The following is a 14,936-nucleotide window of genomic DNA, read 5'->3' as shown; positions in this document are numbered from 1 at the left end:
GAACTGCTGGGTAAAGGTAGCCTAACCTCACTTCTTTCCGTCATAAAGGTGCCCTATGACGAACCTCGCCAAGCGGGTCCGGCGGCTAGCCGGTGTCGTGGTGCTGGTCATCGCGTGCTGGTACCTCACCCGGGTCGTCTCGTGGGCCGACCTCGCCGCCGCCGGGCGCGCGCTGCTGTCCGACCCGGCCGGGCTCGCGCTCGCCCTGCTGCTGTACGGCGGAGCGTTCGCGCTGCGCGCGTGGTCCTGGACCCGGGTGCTGCCCGGGTTGCCCGGCGGGCAGGCGTGGGCGGCGATCCATGTGGCGTTGCTGGGCAACCATGTGCTGCCGTTCCGGCTTGGGGAGGCGCTCCGGGTGACCTCGGTGCTCCGCCGCACCAGGCCGCCCGCGGGCGGGGCAGTGCCTACCGCGGGCCGGGCAGTGCCTACCGCGGGCCGGGCAGTGCCTACCGCGGGCGGGCCGGCGCCGCTCGCGGCCGGGTCGGTGGTGGCCTCGGTGGTGGCCTCGGTGGTGGCCTCGGTGGTGGCCTCGGTGGTGGCCTCGGTGGTGGCCTCGGTGGTGGCGGTGCGGTCGGCGGATCTGCTGGCGGTGCTGGTGCTGGCCCTGGTCGCGGCGCCGGCGCTGGTGACCGGGCTGGCCGGGTGGTGGTTGTGGCCGGTGGCGGGGGTGCTGGCCGTGCTGATGGGCGCCGCGTTCCTCTGGAGAGGGCGGCTGCCGCGCCCGCGGATCGGGCTGGTGGCCGGGTGCGCGCTGGTGGCCTGGGTGCTGGAGGCGGCCGTGGTGTTCGAGGTGGCCAGGCTGGGCGGGGTGGCGTTGTCGCCGGCCGAGGCGGTGGCGGTGACGGCGGTGACGATCGCGGCCCAGACGGTGGCGGTGACGCCGGGCGGCATCGGGTCGTACGAGGCGGCGGCCACGGCGGCGCTGGTGGCCCTGGGCGCGCCGGCGGGGCAGGCGTTCGCGGTCGCCCTGCTCACGCACGCGGTGAAGACGGCCTACGCGCTGGGGGTGGGGGTTCCCTCGCTTTTCACCCCATCGCCCGGATATTTCGGGAGATTCCGCCTGCCGCGCCGCCTGCCACCTCGACCGTCAAGTCCGGAAATTTCGGCGGATGACCCCATTGTCGTCTTCATCCCGGCCTACAACGAGGAGACCACCATCGGCGAGGTCGTCACCCGCATCCCCGCCCGCGTCGCCGGCCACGACGTCATCACCCTGGTCATCGACGACGGCTCCACGGACGCCTCCGCCCGGCGCGCGGCGGAGGCGGGCGCCGCCGTCCTCCCCCAGCCGGAGAACCTCGGCCTGGGCGCCGCCGTACGACGGGGCCTGAAGGAGGCCGCCGCCAGGAACCCGGCGGCCGCCGTCTACCTGGACGCCGACCTGGAGTACTTCCCCGAGGACCTGGAAACCGTGGCCGCCCCGATCCTGCGGGGGGCGGCCGACTATGTCGTGGGCTCCCGCTTCACCGGGACGATCGAGCGCATGCTCCCCCACCGCCGCTTCGGCAACCGGGTGCTGACGGCGTGGGTGCGCTGGCTGACCCGCCGCCGCGACCTCACCGACGGCCAGAGCGGCTACCGCGCCTTCTCCCCCGCCGCCGTCCGGGCCGCCGAGGTCATCCACGACTACAACTACGCCCAGGTCCTGACCCTCGACCTGCTCGCCAAGGGCTTCGTCTACCAGGAGGTCCCCATCCGGTACTCCTTCCGGCGCAGCGGCGAGTCGTTCGTCAAGCTCGGCCGCTACCTGCGCAAGGTGATCCCCGCGGTGCACCGCGAACTCAACACCTGACGCCGCGGAGGCCAAGGTCAGTCCTCGACCACGTGCCGGGCGAAGCGGGCGCGGGCCGCCGACCACGCGGCCGCGTCCCAGCCCCGGCCGGTCAGCGCGGCGACCGCGTCGTAGGCCATGGCCATGGCGTGATGGGTGTTGTCGTGGGCGAACAACCCCAACCGGCCGAACGTGGTCACGCCCTCCACCCCGCCGGCCCAGGCGTCCAGCCCGGCCAGGTGCGCGGCGTAGCCGGTGCGGTAGACCGGGTAGACGTGCGGCAGCCGCCGTACCTCGATCCCGGCGAGATTGACCCGCGGCAACCCCGCGCACTCCAGACACTCCCGGATAAGTCCGGAAAAATCGTCGCATGTCCAGATCGCGTCCCCCACCTGGCAGGGGATCTCGAAGCACAGCACGCTCCGGTCCACCGGATCGGCGGCGCTGACCCGGTAGTTGGCCGGCTCGGAGACGCGGGTGACCGGGGTATTCGGGTCGGGCAGGTAGTGGGCGTCGTACGGACTCCACCTGCCGCCCTCGTGCACCGCGTACACCAGCACCATCGCGCGGAACTCCAGCCGACCGGCCGACTCCAGGACGCCGGGAGGAGGCCCGGGTTCGACCAGCCCGGCCAGCGCCGGCATCGGGATCGTGGAGAACACGTGCCCGGCCCGGATCTCCTCCCCGGCGTGCACGACACCGCCCGCCACGCGGGTACAGGCGACCCCGAGCCGGATCTCGGCGCCCGCCTCGGCCGCGGCGTCGGCCAGCGCCTCGGCGATCTGGCCGAACCCGCGCCTGGGGTAGTGGAAGACGCGGCCCTGGCCGTTGCCCGGGCCGCCGAGCACCCGGCGCGCGATCTTCCACGGGCTGTCGGCGGTGACCCGCCTGCGCGCCTGGTCGCCGTCGATCTCCTCGCCGGGCAGCCCCCAGAGCTTGACGGCATAGGGCTCGTACAGGGCGCCGTAGAGCGCCGGTCCGAGGCTCGCGCGCAAGACGTCGGCATAGGTGTCGGCCACGGCCCGCCGTGTGGTCAGGGCGTCGCGCGCCACCCCCGCGAGCAGCCGGTACGGCAGGCGCCGCGCCAGTTCCCCCGCCCGGAGCGGGAAGCCGACGAAGCGCCCGGCCACCCGCAGCCGCCCGTTGCGCGGCCGGAGCTGCAGGTCGGCGCCGAGCAGCCTGCGCAGGGCGGCCAGCAGGTGGGGCGGGGTGGCCGGGTGGAGGCGGTGGCTGCCGTGGTCCACGCGTACCCCGGCGACCTCGAATCCGGCCGAGAGCCCGCCCACGTGCCCGGCGCGCTCGAGGACGACGACCGACAGGCCGCGCTCGGCGGCCCACCAGGCGGCGGCCAGCCCGGCGGGGCCCGCGCCCAGGATCACCAGATCCGCCTCGTTCACAGCCGATCAGCCTACGAGACGTTAAGGAGTGAAAAATTCCTTCGCAAAACTCTCGCTAGAGAAGGAAAATGTTGAGACGCTGACTGCACCTGTGACCCCCCAGTCCTGAGGAGCAGTGAATGCGCAGAGTCTTGGCCATCGTCGCCTTGCTCCCTTTACTCAACGTTTCCCCCGCTCATGCCGATGAACCCGCCGACCGGCAGCAGGCGTTCGCCGCGGCGGCCCAGGAGTTCGAGGTTCCCGAGAGCGTCCTGCTCGGCGTGTCCTACCTGGAATCCCGCTGGGACGCCAACGGCGGACGGCCCAGCAGCGACGCCGGCTTCGGCCCCATGCACCTGACCGATGCCGCCGCCTACTCCACCTCGAACCACCACGAAGAGGGTGAAGAGGACCCGCGTGGTGACGACAGCAGGCCACTCGGCCCGCGCGAGGAGGCGGCACCACCCGCCCCGTCCGAGATCCCCGCCTCGTTGCGGACCATGGAGAAGGCCGCCGAGCTGACCGGCGAGAGCCACGAGAAACTCCGCACCGACCCGGCCGCCAACATCCGCGGCGGCGCCGCGCTGCTGGCCGCCTACCAGAAGTCCCTCGGCGCGCCGCTCAGCGACGACCCCGCCCAGTGGTACGGCGCGGTCGCCCAGTACTCCGGCGCGACCGAGCGCGAAGCCGCCCAGTTCTTCGCCGACGAGGTCTTCGCCACGATCAAGCAGGGCGCCGAGCGCACCACCGACGACGGCCAGCAGGTCAGGCTGCCCGCGCTGCCCGACCTCGAGGCGATCAAGGCGTGGCTCGACAAGCTCGGGCTCAAACTGCCCAGCCGCGACGGCGTCGAGTGCCCGCCCACGATCTCCTGCGAGTGGATCCCGGCCAAGCAGGCCGAACTGCCCGGCGGCAAGTACGGCAACTTCGACACCTCGAACCGGCCGTTCAACCAGAAGGTCGACTACATCATCATCCACGACATGGAGGGATACTGGCGGCCCTCCATCGACCTGCTGCTCAACCCCGCCCGCGCGGCCAGCTGGCACTACTCGCTGCGCTCCAACGACGGCCACATCGCCCAGCACATCAAGACCAAGGACGTCGGCTGGCAGGCCGGCAACTGGTACGTCAACGCCAAGTCCATCGGCCTCGAGCACGAGGGCTTCCTCGCCGAAGGCGCCGCCTGGTACACCGAGGCGATGTACCGCACCTCCGCCAAACTGGTGAGGTACCTCGCGCTCAAGCACGGCGTCCCGCTCGACCGCGCGCACATCCTCGGCCACGACAACGTGCCCGGCACCCTGCCCACGACCGTGCGCGGCATGCACGAGGACCCCGGGCCCTTCTGGGACTGGGACCGCTACTTCAAGCTCCTCGGCGCCCCGTTCCACCCCTTCGGCGGCCCGAAGGCCGGCACCGTCATGATCAAGCCGGACTTCGCGACCAACAAGCCGTACTTCTACGGCTGCGACCGCAAGAACCCCGAGGCCGCCTGCCCGCCCACCAGCGCCGCCACCGTCTGGCTGCGCAAGGAGCCCCGCCCCGACGGCCCGCTCGTGGACGACATCGGCAAGCGCGGCGCCGGCCGCTCCCTCTACAGCGTCTACGACCACAGCGCCCGCGCCGTCACCGGCCAGCGCTACGTCGTCGCCGACCGGCAGGGCGACTGGACGGCCATCTGGTACCTCGGCCAGAAGGCGTGGTTCCACAACCCCGCCGCCGCCCCGACCGCCATCCCCTCGATGGGCCTGGCCGTCACCCCCAAGCCCGGCCTGGCCACCATCCCGGTGTACGGCAGGGCCTACCCGGAGAAGGAGGCATACCCGGCCGACATCCCCTACCAGGAGATCACGCCGCTGCAGTACACCTTCTCCGCCGGTGAGAAGTACACGATGGGCGGCGTGCAGTTCGGCGAGTACTACCGGGCCGTCACCATCGACCCGGCCACCCACAAGGTGGTGCGCGGGAAGACCCTGTACTACCAGATCCAGTTCGGCCACCGGGTGATGTTCGTCAAGGCTGCCGACGTCAACCTGACCTGGGCCTGACCGCCCTAGGCGACCATCGCGGGGTAGTCCGTGTACCCGCGGTGGTCGCCGCCGTAGAACGTCGCGGGGTCGGGCAGGTTGTACGGCCCGCCCGCCTTGATCCGCTCCGGCAGGTCGGGGTTGGCCAGCCAGTACGACCCCAGGGTGACGGCGTCGGCCAGCCCCTCGCGCAGGACTGCGGCGCCCTGCTCCGGCGTGGAGCTCGGGGTGCCGGGCTCCGCCTTCGGGTTGAGGACCAGGACGCCCGGCCACTCCGCCCTGACGACCTTGGTCAGCTCCCGGTCCCACTCCATGATGTGCAGGTAGGCCAGGCCGTACTCGGAAAGGGCGCGCACGAGCGCCGGGTAGAGCTCGGCGGAGTCCTGCTCGCGGATGCCGTTGTTGGGGTTGCGCGGGGAGATGCGGAAGCCGACGCGCTCGGGGCCGATGGCCTCGCCGACCGCCCTGGCGACCTCGACGCCGAACCGGATCCGGTTGCCGACGCCGCCGCCGTAGGCGTCGGTGCGGGTGTTGGCGCTGCCGCACAGGAACTGGTGGATCAGGTAGCCGTTCGCGCCGTGCACCTCCACGCCGTCGAAGCCCGCGGCGATCGCGTTCTCCGCCGCCCGGGCGAAGTCGGCGACGGTGGCGGCGATCTCGGCCGAGGTCATCTCCTTGGGCGCCGGGTGCTCCAGGATGCCCTCGGGGGTGTACAGGGTCTCGCCCGAGGCGATGGGCGACGGGCCGAGCGGCAGGGAACCGCCGGGGTAGAGCCACGGGTGGCCGATCCGGCCGGTGTGCATGAGCTGGGCGAAGATGCGCCCGCCCTGGGCGTGGACGGCGTCGGTCACCTTCCGCCAGCCCTCGACCTGCGCCGCGGAGTGCAGGCCGGGGGTGTCGATGTAGCCCTGGCCGAGCACCGACGGCTGGGTGCCCTCCGTGACGATCAGCCCGGCGGCGGCACGCTGGGCGTAGTACTCGGCGGCCAGCTCCGAGGGCACGGCCCCGCTCCCCGCCCGGCTGCGGGTCATGGGCGACATGAACAGCCGGTTGGGCAGGTCCAGTTTGCCTATGGTCACGGGTTCGAACAGCTCGTTCATCACGCATCTCCTGTCGTCGGGACGGCACGAACGTACGAGCGCAGGAATGACCGCCGAATCAGTACGGTTTACCGGTCTGTGTACGGAGGAGGGCCGGTGCTCTACGGCAGGTCTACCGAGCAGGCGCGGCTCGCCGAGCTGATCGCCGGGGCGCGCGAGGGACGCAGCGGCGCCCTCGTGCTGCGCGGCGAGCCCGGCATCGGCAAGACCGCGCTGATGGACTGGGCGGCCGGCGAGGCGGGCGCGGCCGGGCTGCGGGTGCTGCGGCTGACCGGCATCGAGCAGGAGACCGACCTGGCGCTGGCCGGGCTGGCCCAGCTGTTGTGGCCGGTCCAGGAGCACATCGGCGCGCTGACGCCGCCGCAGGCCGAGGCGCTGCGGGCCGTACTGAGCAGCGCGCCGGGCGGCGCCGCCCCCGACCGCTTCCTGACCGGGCTGGCCACGCTCAGCCTCCTCGCCGACCTGGCCGAGGAGCAGCCGGTGCTGTGCCTGGTCGACGACGCCCACTGGCTGGACCAGGCCAGCGCGGAAGCGCTGCTGTTCGCGGCCAGGAGGCTGGCCGCCGAGGGCGTGGCCGTGGTCTTCGCCACGCGCGAGGACGGCTTCGCCGCCGCGGGACTGGCCGAGGTGCGCCCGTCCCGGCTGGACGCCACCGGGGCCGCGGACCTGCTGACCGTGCACGGCCTGGCCCCGGCGCTGCGCGAGCAGGTCATCGCCGTGTCAGAGGGCAACCCGCTGGCGCTGATCGAGTTCGCCGCCGCTCAGCGGGGCAGCTCGACCGGGCCGGTCCACCTGGCCGTGGCCGAGCGGGTGCTCGGCTCCTTCCGCGCCCAGATCGTGAACCTGCCCGAGCGCACCCGGCTCGTCCTGCTCATCGCCGCCGCCGAAGGCCGGGGCAACCTCCCGATGCTGGTGAAGGCCGGGCAGATCATGGACGTCGGCCTCGACGACCTCGAAGCGGCCGAGCGGACCGGCCTGGTCCAGGTCATCGACGACCGGCTGAGCTTCCGGCACCCGCTGATCGCCACCGCCGCCTACCAAGGGGCGCCGATGGCCCGCCGGATCGCCGCGCACCGAGCGCTGGCCGAGGTCAGCCCCTCGGCGGACTGCCGGGTCCACCACCTGTCGGCCGCCACGACCGCACCCGACGAGAACGTCGCCGCCGAGCTGACCGCCGCCGCGGAACGCGCCCGGGTCCGCGGTGCGTACGGCGCCGCCGCCCGCCTCTACCGGCGGGCCGCCCACCTCTCCCCCGACGAGGGCGACCGGATCGCCAACCTCGACCACGCCGCCAGCGCCTCCCTGACCGCCGGGCACCCCGCCCTCGCCGCCGAGCTGACCGAACACGCCCAAGGGCTGGCCGCGGACGGCGACCCCAGGCTCGCCGGGCTGGCCCAGGTGCGTGCCGCCGCGCTGTTCGAGCTGGGCGAGCGGACGCGGGCCGTACGCCTGCTGATGGAGCAGGCCGGGCGAGCCGACGCCGACCGCGCGGCCGAGATGCTGCGCACCGGCGCGACCTACGCCTGGTTCTCCTGCGAACCCGAACCCGTGCGGGCCGCCGCCAGGAGCCTCACCGACATGGGCCGGCCCGATCCGATGGTCTCCGGCCTGGCCCACCTGATGGACGAGGACTACGCGGGGGCCCTGCCGCACCTCACCCGCTTCCTCACCGAGGCGTCCGTGGACCGGGGCGCCGAGGCCATGTACTCCAGCATGGTCGTCGCCGACGACGCCACCACGCTGGAGCTGGCCGCCGCCGAGGTGGCCCGCTGCCGCGCCCATGGGCTGATCGGCGCCCTGCCCGAAGCGCTGCGCGTGCTGGCCGAGACCCAGGTGCGGGCCGGGCTGCACCGCGAGGCCGAGATGGCCGTGGCCGAGGCGACCGAGATCGTCCGGGTCACCGGGCTGCCGCAGGACCTCACCTGGCTGACGGTCGTCCCCGCGAAGATCGCCGCCATCGAAGGCGACGCCGGCCGCAGCCGCGCCCTGGCCGCCCGCCTGCCCGAGTCGGACACCGCCCACGCCGCCGTCACCCTGAGCCTGCTCGACCTGGGGCTGGGCGACTACGAGGCGGCGTTGTCCCGCCTGGAGACGAGCTGGCGCGGCCCGGGCGCCCACGGCATCGACCTGATCGCCGCCGCCGCCGACCAGGTCGAAGCAGCGGTACGGCTGGGCCGCCCCGATCGCGCGGTACAGCCGCTACGCCGCTTCACCGCCTGGGCCGAGGCCACCGGCCAGCCCTGGGCCCTGGCCGTCGCCGCCCGCAGCCAAGCCCTTCTCACCGACACCCACCAGCCCTCCTCCGAAGCTGCCCCCGCACAGGCGACTCCCCACCCCGAAGGCACCCCCACCCCCGGCCAGACCACTCCCCCCTCCCTCCCCTCCGGGCAGACCACTTCCCCCTCCCTCCCTGCGGGTGCCCCCGCCTCCGGGCAGCCGACTCGGACCGAGGAGCTGTTCGCGCAAGCCGTACACCTGCACCAACAGGGCGGCCGGCCGTTCGAGCGGGCGCGGACCGAGCTGCTCTACGGCGAGTGGCTGCGGCGGGCCAGGCGGCGCAGCGACGCGCGGACGCCGCTGCGGTCCGCGCTGGAGATCTTCGAGCGCCTCCGGGCCACCCCGTGGGCCGAGCGGGCGCGGGCCGAGCTGCGGGCGACCGGCGAGAGCGTGGTGGCGGCCGAGGCGACCGCGGCCCACCCGCGTGACCGCCTCACCGCGCAGGAGCTCCAGGTGGTACGGCTGGCCGCCGAGGGCCACAGCAGCAAGGAGATCGCCGCCCAGCTATTCCTGAGCAAGCGCACGGTGGAACACCACCTGTACAAGGCCTACCCGAAGCTGGGCGTCGGCTCCCGCCGCGAACTGGCCCGCCTGGACCTGGCCGGCGCCGGCTAGGCCGAGGAACGATCAGCGCTTCTTGACGAAGGCGGCGACCGCCTGCCGGGTGGACTGCAGCGCCTCCTGCGAGGAGTCGAAGGTGCGCTGGGCCACGCCCACGAACACGCAGTCCACCACGACGAGCTGGCTGATGCGGCTGGCCATGGCGGCCGGGCGGAACTCGGTCTCGCGCCCGGCGGAGATGAGCACGTGCTCGGCCAGGTCGGCGATGGACGAGCGGGGGTTGTTGGTGATCGCGACGGTGGTGGCGCCGGCCTCGCCGGCCCGCCCCAGGGGCTCCAGCACGTCGGGCGTCTCCCCCGAGGTGCTGATGCCGATCGCCACGTCACCGGGCTTGAGCAGGACGGCGCTGGTCAGCGCGAGGTGGGCGTCCTGGAAGGCGTGGCTGGACATGCCGATGCGCAGCAGCTTCTGCGCCACGTCCTCGGCCACCAGGCCGGAGGCGCCGACCCCGTAGGCGTCGACCCTGCGCGCGCCGACGATCGCGTCGACGACCACGCCCAGCCGCTCTGAGGTCAGCTGGGCGACGGTGTCGTTGATCGCCTCGGACTCGGCCCTGGCGACCTTGTGGATGACCTCCGACAGCGGGTCGTCGGGGGCCAGGTCGCCGGGGACCAGCCGGTCGGGCTGCGCCGCGGCGGCGGCCAGCGCCAGGCGCAGCTGCGGGTACCCGGCGAAGCCGAGCAGCCGCGCGGTGCGCACGATCGTGGCCTCGCTGGTGCCGGAGGCCGCCGACAACTCGGTGATCGTGCTGCGTGCCACGGTCGCCGGGTCCTCCAGGATCAGCCGGGCCACGGTCTGCGCGGCGGGCGTCAGGGACGGCAGCACACCGCGGACCGTGGCCACCAGGGTGTCGGCCCGCAGGCCATCGCGACTGTCCTCCACACAGACGATTATGGGGCCATTGTCAGCGGAGTGTGCCGTTCGTCATACCAGCGGGTTCCTCGGGCACCGCGATCAGCCCGAGTTCGGCCTTCGAGCAGGCCATCGGATGCGACGGAAGCACGCGGACCGTGTAGCCGAAGGCGCCGGTGCGATCGAGCGGGATCGTCCCTGTGTAATGGGCGCGGCCGTCGTCGCCGCCCGGGCCGTCGGGCGCGAGCTCGAGGTGGCGGGGGCTGATCAGCTCGTCGTGCGGGCCGACCCGGCCGTAGGCGGCCTCCACCACGACGTCGGCGGGGTCGAGGTCGCCCAGCGCGATCGTGGCGCGCAGGTCCAGGGAGGCCCCGACCTCGGGGGTGTCGCCGACGCCCGACGCCTCCACATGCTCCACGCGTACGGCGGGCCATGCCTGGTTCACCCGCAGCCGCCAGGCGGCGAACGACTTGGCCGGGCCGTACCCGTCGGCGGACAGGGCGCGGGCGGAGGCGGCGGCGGGGGCGTAGAGGCCGACCACGTAGTCGCGCAGCATGCGGCCGGCCAGCACCTTCGGGCCCAGGGTGGCGAGCGTGTGCTTGACCATCTCCAGCCAGCGCCTGGGCAGGCCCTCGCCGGAGCGGTCGTAGAAGCGGTCGGCCACCTCGTGCTCGATCAGGTCGTAGAGGCCCGCGGCCTCCAGTTCGTCGCGGCGGTCGGGGTCGGTGACGCCGTCGGCGGTGGGGATGGCCCAGCCGTTGGTGCCGTCGTACCACTCGTCCCACCAGCCGTCGCGGATCGACAGGTTGAGCCCGCCGTTGAGCGCGGACTTCATGCCGGAGGTGCCGCTGGCCTCCAGCGGGCGCAGGGGGTTGTTCAGCCAGACGTCGCAGCCCTGCACGAGTTCCTGGCCGAGGGCCATGTCGTAGTCGGGCAGGAAGACGATGCGGTGGCGCACGTCCTCCTGGTCGGCGAAGGTGACGATCTGCTGGATGAGCTTCTTGCCCCCCTCGTCGGCCGGGTGCGCCTTGCCGGCGATGATGATCTGGATGGGTTTGACCGGGTCGAGGAGCAGCGACCTGAGGCGGTCCGGGTCGGAGAGCATGAGCGTGAGCCGCTTGTAGGACGGCACGCGGCGGGCGAACCCGATCGTCAGCACGTCGGGGTCGAGCGCCTCGTCGATCCAGCCGAGCTCGGCGTCGGAGCTGCCGCGCGCCCGCCAGGAGGTGCGCATCCGGGCGCGGGCCGACTCCACCAGCCGGCGGCGCAGGATCCCGCGGATCTCCCAGATGTCGGCGTCGGAGATCTTCTGCACGCCTTCCCAGCCCTGGGCCCGCTCGATGAGCGTCGGCAGTTCGCGGCCGGCCAGCTCCATGAGCTCGCGGCCGACCCAGGTGGGCGCGTGCACGCCGTTGGTGATCGAGCCGATCGGGACCTCGTCGAGGTCGAAGCCCGGCCACAGGGTCTGGAACATCCCCCGGCTGACCTCGCCGTGCAGCTCGGAGACGCCGTTGACCCGCTGGGCCAGCCGCATGCCCATGATCGCCATGTTGAACACGCCGGGCTCGGCCTCGGCGCCGAGCGCGAGGATGCGCTCCACCGGGACGGTCGGCCAGGCGGTGTCGCCGCCGAACTGGCGCTCGATCATCTCGGCGGGGAAGCGGTCGATGCCGGCGGGGACCGGGGTGTGGGTGGTGAAGACCGTGCCGGCGCGCACCGCCTCCAGGGCCTCGTCGAAGCTGAGCCTGGCCTCGGTGAGCTCGCGGATGCGTTCGAGGCCGAGGAACCCGGCGTGGCCTTCGTTGGTGTGGAAGACCTCGGGCTCGGGGTGGCCGGTGCTCTCGCAGTAGGCGCGGATGGCGCGCACGCCGCCGATGCCGAGCAGGAGCTCCTGCATGAGGCGGTGGTCGGTGCCGCCGCCGTAGAGGCGGTCGGTGACGTCGCGGGCGGCGGCGTCGTTCTCGGCCACGTCGGAGTCGAGCAGCAGCAGCGGCACCCGGCCTGCCTGCGCGGCCCAGACCTGGGCGTGCAGGGTCCGCTGGCCGGGCAGGCCGACGCGCACCCGGACGTCCTTGAGCAGGGTCAGCGGCAGGCCGCCCGGGTCGAGCGAGGGGTAGTGCTCGAGCTGCCAGCCTTCTGGCGAGAGGGACTGGGTGAAGTAGCCGTGGCGGTAGAGCAGGCCGACGGCCAGGATCGGCACGCCCAGGTCGCTGGCGGCCTTCAGGTGGTCGCCGGCCAGGATGCCGAGGCCGCCGGAGTACTGGGGCAGGGCGGCGGCCAGGCCGTACTCGGGGGAGAAATAGGCGATCGCCCGCGGCGCGTCGGAGAGCGTTTGGTACCACCGGGGCGCTGTCATGTATTCGCGGAGGTCGTCGGCGGCGTCGGCGAGGCGGCGCAGAAAGCGGCGGTCGGCGGCCAGCTCGCGCAGCCTGGCGGGATCGACGGCACCGAGCAGCGCTACGGGGTCGTGCCCGACCTGACGCCACAGGGCGGGGTCGACCTCGGCGAACAGGTCCGTGGTCTCCGGGTGCCACGACCAGCGGAGATTGTGGACGAGCTCGCCGAGTGCGGCCAGCTCCGCGGGGAGGACGGTGCGGACGGTGAACCTGCGGATAGCTCTCACGTTGGGAACCCTAGAGCGTTGAAGGGACGGGCACGAGCTGATCTGGACGAGTGGGTCCCTCACCATGCGCAAAGCCCTTCAAACCCTCTTCCGGGGAAAGGCATGAAGGGGGACTATTGGGGCAACCCCCTCATATGGCTGTCCTGGGGAACACTTCGGATGGCTGTCCGCCGCTGCCCACGACGAGATGCAAGGATCGATCCTGCCCTCTGCGGACCTTGAGCCATGAGAATGGAAACGATGATCGGACGTATTCCTATCACGGACATCCAGCCTGTCGTCGATTGCGGGCAGTGGCCCGCGAAGTCGGTGGCCGGCGAGACCTTCGACATAGCCGCCACGGTGTTCCGCGAGGGACACGACGCGGTGGCCGCTGGAATCGTGCTCACCTCCCCCGACGGACAGCGGGGGCGGCTGAAACCCATGCGCGAGCAGGGCCAGGGGACCGACCGCTGGGCCGTGCCGGTGACGCTCGCGGCCGAGGGCGACTGGCAGTTCCGGGTGGAGGCGTGGAGCGACCCCATCGCCACCTGGCTGCACGACGCCGGGATCAAGATCCCGCGCGGGATGGACACCGACCTCATGTGCGAGGAGGGCGCGCGTCTGTTCGAGCGCGCCGCCAAGGGTGTACGGCCGGCCGACTGCCCCGGCCCCCAGAACGGCGACGACGCCTGCGGGCACCGGGCGGCGCTGCTGTCGGTGGCGGCCACGCTGCGCGAGGACGAGCTCGATCCCCGGGCGCGGCTGTCGATCGCGCAACTGCCGGATACCGCGGCGCTGCTGGAGGCCCATCCGCTGCGGGACATGGTGACCCGCTCCAGGCAGCTGCGGATCCGGGTGGACCGGCGCCGGGCGCTGTACGGGTCGTGGTATGAGTTCTTCCCCCGGTCGGAGGGGGCGGTCGTGGACGCCGCCGGCATCAGCAAGTCCGGAAATTTCCAGACTGCGGCCAAGCGGCTGCCCGCCATCGCCCGCATGGGCTTCGACGTCGTCTACCTCCCCCCGATCCACCCGATCGGCCACACCTTCCGCAAGGGCCGCAACAACACGCTCACCCCGGAACCCGACGACCCGGGCTCCCCGTGGGCCATCGGCTCGGAGGACGGCGGCCACGACGCCATCCACCCCGACCTCGGCACCATCGACGACTTCGACGAGTTCGTCGGCCGCGCCCGCGAGCTGGGCATGGAGGTCGCCCTCGACTTCGCGCTGCAGTGCTCCCCCGACCACCCCTGGGTCAAGGAGCACCCGGAGTGGTTCACGATCCGGGCCGACGGCTCGATCGCCTACGCCGAGAACCCGCCCAAGAAGTACCAGGACATCTACCCGCTCAACTTCGACAAGGACCCGGAGGGCGTCTACACCGAGGTCAAGCGGGTGCTGAGGCACTGGATGGACCACGGGGTGCGGATCTTCCGGGTGGACAACCCGCACACCAAGCCGGTGGCGTTCTGGGAGCGCCTGCTGGCCGACGTCCGGCAGACGGACCCCGACGTGATCTTCCTGGCCGAGGCGTTCACCCGGCCGCCCATGCTGCAGACGCTGGCCAAGATCGGCTATCACCAGTCCTACACGTACTACACGTGGAAGAACTCCAAGCACGACGTCGAGACGTACCTGGCGGAGCTGGCCAGGCAGACCTCGTACTTCCTGCGGCCGAACCTGTTCGTGAACACGCCGGACATCCTGCACGAGTACCTGCAGCACGGCGGCATCCCGGCCTTCAAGATCCGGGCCGTCCTCGCCGCGCTGGTCTCGCCGACGTGGGGGGTGTACTCGGGGTACGAACTGGGGGAGAACATCGCGGTACGGCCCGGCAGTGAGGAATACCTCGATAGCGAGAAATATCAGTACAGACCACGCGATTGGGTAGCAGCAGAGCGAGAAGGGCGCAGTCTGGCCCCCTTCATCACGCATCTCAATTTGTTCAGAAGAGCGCACCCTGCCCTTCAGGAATTGCGTAATCTACACTTCCACAGGGTTGACCACCCGGACATGGTCTGCTTTTCCAAGCGGCTTTCCGGCGCCTATGACACGGCCACACGACGGCACGGGCTCGGCGACGTCGTCCTGGCGGTCATCAACCTCGACCCGCACAACACCCATGAGGCCACGGTCGATCTCGACCTGCCCGCCCTCGGACTCGACTGGAACGCCGAGTTCGTCGTCGACGACGAACTCACGGGGGAGTCGTACCGGTGGCATCAGCAGAACTACGTGCGCCTCGACCCCCACATCCACCCGGCGCACATCCTCACCGTGCGAGCGGCTCATAGGTAAACGAAG

8 protein-coding genes are annotated in these 14,936 nt (G+C 72.2%); 4 read left to right on the top strand and 4 right to left on the bottom strand.

The features are described from left to right. Positions 1–55: 55 nt before the first annotated feature. The gene (locus tag FVE25_RS31705; RefSeq protein WP_157250789.1) at positions 56–1,792 is read left to right on the top strand and encodes a glycosyltransferase; all 1,737 of its coding nucleotides are present in this window, start codon (positions 56–58) and stop codon (positions 1,790–1,792) included. A gap of 17 nt (positions 1,793–1,809) precedes the next feature. On the opposite strand, the gene FVE25_RS31700 is transcribed toward FVE25_RS31705, so the two are convergent. Beyond that, positions 1,810–3,168, bottom strand: a complete 1,359-nt coding sequence (locus FVE25_RS31700; RefSeq protein ID WP_219825724.1) for an FAD-dependent oxidoreductase — start codon at positions 3,166–3,168, stop codon at positions 1,810–1,812. Positions 3,169–3,287: 119 nt separating this feature from the next. Between FVE25_RS31700 and FVE25_RS31695 the strand changes: the two genes are divergently transcribed. Continuing rightward, complete coding sequence (locus FVE25_RS31695; RefSeq protein WP_157250788.1) at positions 3,288–5,198, top strand: N-acetylmuramoyl-L-alanine amidase; 1,911 nt, start codon at positions 3,288–3,290, stop codon at positions 5,196–5,198. 5 nt (positions 5,199–5,203) lie between these two features. Here FVE25_RS31695 and FVE25_RS31690 read toward each other — a convergent pair whose 3' ends face one another. After that, entirely contained in the window at positions 5,204–6,277 is a 1,074-nt protein-coding gene (locus FVE25_RS31690; RefSeq protein ID WP_181019770.1) for an alkene reductase, read from the bottom strand. Between the two features lie 96 nt (positions 6,278–6,373). On the opposite strand from FVE25_RS31690, the gene FVE25_RS56480 reads away from it, so the two are divergent. Next, positions 6,374–9,169: a helix-turn-helix transcriptional regulator gene (locus tag FVE25_RS56480; protein ID WP_157250786.1), complete on the top strand. Its 2,796-nt coding sequence runs from the start codon at positions 6,374–6,376 to the stop codon at positions 9,167–9,169. A 12-nt stretch (positions 9,170–9,181) separates the two neighbouring features. Here the strand turns inward: FVE25_RS56480 and FVE25_RS31680 are convergent, their stop codons facing one another. Together FVE25_RS31680 and glgP are read right to left on the bottom strand one after the other, a co-directional pair. After that, entirely contained in the window at positions 9,182–10,057 is an 876-nt protein-coding gene (locus tag FVE25_RS31680) for a MurR/RpiR family transcriptional regulator (RefSeq protein WP_157250785.1), read from the bottom strand. Positions 10,058–10,079: 22 nt separating this feature from the next. Continuing rightward, positions 10,080–12,650 carry an alpha-glucan family phosphorylase gene (gene glgP / locus FVE25_RS31675; RefSeq protein WP_157250784.1) on the bottom strand — a complete coding sequence of 857 codons (2,571 nt, stop codon included), beginning with the start codon at positions 12,648–12,650 and terminating at the stop codon, positions 10,080–10,082. Positions 12,651–12,890: 240 nt separating this feature from the next. On the opposite strand from glgP, the gene FVE25_RS31670 reads away from it, so the two are divergent. Then, positions 12,891–14,930 (top strand): alpha-1,4-glucan--maltose-1-phosphate maltosyltransferase, encoded by a 2,040-nt coding sequence (locus tag FVE25_RS31670; RefSeq protein ID WP_181019769.1) that lies wholly within the window; start codon positions 12,891–12,893, stop codon positions 14,928–14,930. Positions 14,931–14,936: the final 6 nt, after the last annotated feature.

It is taken from the genome of Nonomuraea typhae (assembly GCF_009760925.1).
In the GTDB taxonomy this organism is placed as follows: Bacteria; Actinomycetota; Actinomycetes; order Streptosporangiales; family Streptosporangiaceae; genus Nonomuraea; species Nonomuraea typhae.
The sequence above is the reverse complement of the archived record's forward strand: the minus strand, read 5'-3'. Positions and strand labels throughout refer to the sequence as shown.

What these genes read in the sequence shown, in the direction of transcription:
- FVE25_RS31705 (WP_157250789.1), top strand. Translation starts at nt 56, where the DNA reads ATGACGAACCTCGCCAAGCGGGTCCGGCGGCTAGCCGGTGTCGTGGTG.
- FVE25_RS31695 (WP_157250788.1), top strand. Translation starts at nt 3,288, where the DNA reads ATGCGCAGAGTCTTGGCCATCGTCGCCTTGCTCCCTTTACTCAACGTT.
- FVE25_RS31690 (WP_181019770.1), bottom strand. Translation starts at nt 6,277, where the DNA reads ATGAACGAGCTGTTCGAACCCGTGACCATAGGCAAACTGGACCTGCCC.
- FVE25_RS31670 (WP_181019769.1), top strand. Translation starts at nt 12,891, where the DNA reads ATGATCGGACGTATTCCTATCACGGACATCCAGCCTGTCGTCGATTGC.